Source organism: Streptomyces nanshensis (assembly GCF_001751255.1).
In the GTDB taxonomy this organism is placed as follows: Bacteria; Actinomycetota; Actinomycetes; order Streptomycetales; family Streptomycetaceae; genus Streptomyces; species Streptomyces nanshensis_A.
Window position 1 is genome coordinate 1 of the sequence record NZ_LJGW01000297.1, and the last position, 4723, is coordinate 4723.

General features: G+C 72.1%; 4 protein-coding genes. All 4 read right to left on the reverse strand.

Annotated features, from left to right (window positions below):
• Positions 1–146: 146 nt before the first annotated feature.
• Positions 147–929 (reverse strand): enoyl-CoA hydratase/isomerase family protein, encoded by a 783-nt coding sequence (locus AN218_RS17530; protein ID WP_070017833.1) that lies wholly within the window; start codon positions 927–929, stop codon positions 147–149.
• Between the two features lie 79 nt (positions 930–1008).
• Positions 1009–1230 carry a helix-turn-helix domain-containing protein gene (locus AN218_RS17535; RefSeq protein WP_070017834.1) on the reverse strand — a complete coding sequence of 74 codons (222 nt, stop codon included), beginning with the start codon at positions 1228–1230 and terminating at the stop codon, positions 1009–1011.
• A 355-nt stretch (positions 1231–1585) separates the two neighbouring features.
• Positions 1586–3184 (reverse strand): ribosomal protection-like ABC-F family protein, encoded by a 1599-nt coding sequence (gene abc-f, locus AN218_RS17540; RefSeq protein WP_070017835.1) that lies wholly within the window; start codon positions 3182–3184, stop codon positions 1586–1588.
• A gap of 184 nt (positions 3185–3368) precedes the next feature.
• Positions 3369–4723, reverse strand: a 1355-nt coding sequence (locus tag AN218_RS17545; RefSeq protein WP_244900503.1) for a hypothetical protein, incomplete at its 5' end; no start/stop codon positions are given.

The window sequence follows — 4723 nt, forward strand, 5'->3', positions numbered from 1 at the left end:
CTCGACGTGGCGCGCTCCGTGCGCGAGGCCGCGGCGAAGGCGGCGGCCTGGGACGCGGACGAGCCCGCGGTGCCGGTGACGGTGGCCGTACTGGTCAGCGCGGTCGACCCGGCGGGCACGGACCGCTGATCAGCGCGCCGCCGGGATCACTCGCCGGCGCCCGCGAGATCGCGGAACCTGCGCGTCTGCGCCGCGCGCTCGGCGGCGAGCTGCTCCTCGTAGGAACGCCCCGAAGCGGCGCCCTGGAGCAGGGACTTGGTCTCGATGACGGCGTCGCGCGGGGCGCCCAGCAGGGCGGCCGACAGATCGGCGACGGCGCCGTCGAGGTCCTCGGCGGGGACGACGAGATTGGCCAGCCCGGTGCGCTCGGCCTCCGACGCGTGCACGAAGCGCCCCGTCGCGCAGATCTCCAGCGCACGCGAGTACCCGACGGCGGCCACCAGCGGATGGGTGCCCGCCAGATCGGGGACGAGCCCGAGGCTGGTCTCCCGCATGGCGAACTGCACGTCGTCGGCGCAGACGCGTATGTCGGCCGCGAGGGCGAGCTGGAAGCCGGCGCCGATCGCATGGCCCTGCACCGCGGCGATGCTGATCACATCGGGGCGGCGCCACCAACTGAACGCCTCCTGGAAGACGGCGATGGTCTCGTCGACCGTCTCGTCCGAGGCGTGCGCGAGATCGAGGAACGACAGCTCGCCGTCGATCCCTTCGGGAGTGAACGCCTGCCGGTCCAGGCCCGCGGAGAAGGACTTGCCCTCCGCGCGCAGCACCACGATCCGTACGTCGCCGGGCAGAGCGCGTCCTGCTTCGGTCAGTGCCCGCCACAGGGCGGGTGACTGGGCGTTGCGCTTGGCCGGGTTGGCGAGCGTGACCGTGGCCACGGCGCCGTCCACGGCGAGACGCACGCCGTCCTTGTCGAGCAGGGTCATCGACATCCTCCGGTGGTTACTCAACGGCCAAGTGACTGAAGAGTAACCACCGCGAGGGATGCCTGGAAGTCCGGCCCTCTCAAGCCGAGGTGGACTTCTTTCCTCGCGTGGCTCCGCCGCGTCCCCGCAACGTCACACCGGACTCGCTGAGCATCCGGTGCACGAATCCGTAGGAACGGCCCGTCTCTTCGGCCAGCGCCCGGATGCTCGCACCGCCGTCGTACTTCTTCTTGAGGTCTGCCGCGAGCTTCTCGCGCGCGGTGCCGGTCACCCGGCTGCCCTTCTTCAGAGTCTCGGCCACCCGTGCCTCCTCATGGGAAGTGCGCTTTGTGACTCTCATGATCACCCCTCCCCCTTGTTCTGGCCACCCATTCGGCAAGGTCCATGGAACTGCGGGCCCGCCATGCGGCCGCGCAACGGCGGTGGAACATCGAATTCCGGTGGCCGGATTTACCCGGTCCGTGTCCGGACGATCGTGAACGGCCTGGTCAGCGAAGGAGGTTCACGTCACGCCGTACCCGGTGCGCTGCCTGCCACACCGGCGTGATCCACGAGGGGCGGCCACGCCGCGGTACGAGCCGCTCTCACACATATGAAGGATCAAGAGTCGGCCGAATGATCCAGCGGAGATTGATCAAGGAGCGGAGAGCGGACCGTCAGGCGAGGGCGACGAGGTCGGCGTACTCGTCGCTCCACAGGTCCTCGACGCCGTCGGGGAGCATGATGATGCGCTCCGGCTCCAGCGCCTCGACGGCGCCCTCGTCGTGCGTGACCAGGACGACGGCGCCGGTGAAGGTGTGCAGGGCGCCGAGGATCTCCTCGCGGCTGGCCGGGTCGAGGTTGTTGGTCGGCTCGTCGAGGAGCAGCACGTTCGCCGAGGAGACGACGAGCGTCGCCAGGGCGAGCCGGGTCTTCTCGCCGCCGGAGAGCACCGCGGCCGGCTTGTCGACGTCGTCGCCGGAGAAGAGGAACGAGCCCAGTGTCTTGCGGATGTCGACGAGGTCCATGTCGGGGGCCGCCGAGCGCATGTTCTCCAGGACCGTGCGGTGCGGGTCGAGGGTCTCGTGCTCCTGGGCGTAGTAGCCGAGTTTGAGGCCATGGCCGGGGACGACCTTGCCGGTGTCCGGGTCCTCGATGCCGGACAGCAGGCGCAGCAGCGTCGTCTTGCCCGCGCCGTTGAGGCCCAGGATGACGACGCGGGAGCCCTTGTCGATCGCGAGGTCGACTCCGGTGAAGATCTCCAGCGAGCCGTAGGACTTGGAGAGGTCCTCGGCCATCAGCGGCGTCTTGCCGCAGGGTGCCGGGTCGGGGAAGCGCAGCTTGGCGACCTTGTCGGACTGGCGCTGCTCCTCCAGACCCGACAGCAGCCTCTCCGCCCGGCGGGCCATGTTCTTGGCGGCGACGGCCTTCGTGGCCTTGGCGCCCATCTTGGCCGCTTGCAGGGAGAGGGCGGCGGCCTTCTTCTCGGCGTTGGCGCGCTCGCGCTTGCGGCGCTTCTCGTCGTCCTGGCGCTGGACGACGTACTGCTTCCAGCCCATGTTGTAGATGTCGATCGCCGAGCGGTTGGCGTCGAGGTAGAAGACCTTGTTCACGACGGTCTCGATCAGCGCCAGGTCGTGGGAGATCACGATGAGGCCGCCGCGGTAGGTCTTGAGGAAGTCCCGCAGCCAGACGACCGAGTCGGCGTCGAGGTGGTTGGTGGGCTCGTCCAGGAGCAGGGTGTCGGCGTCGGAGAAGAGGATCCGGGCCAGCTCGACGCGGCGGCGCTGTCCGCCGGAAAGCGTGTGCAGGGGCTGGCCCAGCACACGGTCGGGCAGGCCGAGGCTGGCGGCGATGGTCGCGGCCTCGGACTCGGCGGCGTAACCGCCCTTGGTGAGGAACTCCGTCTCCAGCCGCTCGTACTTGCGCAGGGCGCGTTCGCGGGTGGCGCCCTGGCCGTGGGCGATGCGGTCCTCGTTCTCGCGCATCTTGCGCATGACGACGTCGAGGCCGCGGGCGGAGAGGATGCGGTCGCGGGCGACGACGTCCAGGTCGCCGGTGCGCGGGTCCTGCGGGAGGTAGCCGACCTCGCCGCCGCGGGAGACGGTGCCGGACGCGGGAACGGCCTCGCCCGCAAGGCACTTGGTGAGGGTCGTCTTGCCGGCGCCGTTGCGGCCGACCAGGCCGATGCGGTCGCCCTTGGCGACGCGGAAGGTGGCGGACTCGATCAGGATGCGGGCGCCGGCGCGCAGCTCAAGGCCGGTGGCGGAGATCACGGACTACTCCAGGCAGGGTGAGGACGTACGTAGGGAAGGGGCCGAGCGCGTACGTACGGCTCTAATGCGTCAGATGAGTAGCCATGCGGGCCAGTCTAGCGGCGCGCCGCAACTGGTTTCCGCGCCGTCCGCCGGGGCCGGGCCGGGCCAGGGCGGGGCGGGACGAGCCGGGGGCGGCGCCCGGTCAGACTCCGCCGGTGTGCACCTGGAAGGCCGCGCGGCGTACCGCCTTGGCGAGCGCCGGGTCGGGGTGCGCGGCCGCGAGAGCGACGAGGACCTGCACGGTGCGCGGATGCCCGACCGCACGCACCTCCTCCAGCAGCTTCGGGACGGTGCCCTGCACGGCGGTCTCCAAGTGGTCGACGAGCAGCCGCTGTTCGCCGTGGTCGGCGACGGCGGCGGCGGTGTCGACCCACAGCCACGTCGCCTCCTGGCGGCTGAGCACGCCCGGCGCTCCGCCCGCGAGGTCCTCCGGGTCGGCGCCGTCCAGCTCGGCGAGCCAGAGCAGGGCGTACGGGCGCAGCGTGGGCTCCTCGGCCGCCTCCCGTACGGCCGGTTCCGCGGGGGCGCCGATCACGCGCAGGGCCTCGAAGGCCAGTCCGCGGATGAGGGCGTCCTCTCCCCGGGCGGCGGCGAGGAGTTCGGTGACGGCGGCGCCGCCCGAGCGGGCCGCGATCCAGGCCCGGTACTCGTCGCGTGCGGGTCCGGGCGTGAGGCGGGCGCAGCCGCGCAGCATGTCCTGGGCGGACTGCTCGATGTTGCCGGCGGGACTCTGAGCGGCGACACAGATCTGTTCGAGCTTCGTCCACACCGCCCAGTTGCCCAGCGGTGTGAGCACGGCGGAGCCCTGGCGTACGGGCTCGGCGGCGCCCGCCGGAAGCGCGGGCAGGGCCTCCGCCTCGTCGGCGCAGCGGGTGAGGGCTCCCACGGCGGCGAAGCCGTCGAGGGCCCAGTCGAGCAGGGCGGGCAGCAGCGCGCGCTCGGAGTGGTGGTCCGGGCCGGCGGTCTCGGGTGCCGCGGATTCCGGTGCGGCGGACTCGTCGGCGGCGTCGCGCTCGGCGCGCAGTTCGGCGACGCGCTGGGCGAGCAGATCGTGCAGCGCGGGGAAGGTGACGGGCCCCGCGGTCAGATGCATCACCGAGAGCAACTGCGGTGCGGCCTCGACCACTTCGGCGACGAGTGCCGGGTCGGCGGGGGTCGGTGCCGGGTAGGCCAGCGACCAGGCGTCGAAGAGCGCCATCCATCCGCGCAGCACCGCGCTGTCGTCCCGTTCCCAGGCGCGCAGCCGCCAGCCGGGCCGTGCGGTGCCGCCGTGCAGCTCGATGAGGCCGGCGAGACGGGCGCGGTCCCAGTGGGTGCGTACGTCCCCGGTGCTCATACGGAGCGCGGCGGCGGCCCGTTCGCGTTCGGGGCCGCTGCCGGGGAGCGCCTCGTTCCGTTCGGCCCAGCGGGCGAGGACGACGGCGTCGGCGAGCGCGGCACGTGCCTGTTCAGCGAGCTGTTCGCGCGGCGGCAGGCCCTCCGGCGGCGGGGGCGACG

What these genes read in the sequence shown, in the direction of transcription:
- AN218_RS17530 (WP_070017833.1), bottom strand. Translation starts at nt 929, where the DNA reads ATGACCCTGCTCGACAAGGACGGCGTGCGTCTCGCCGTGGACGGCGCC.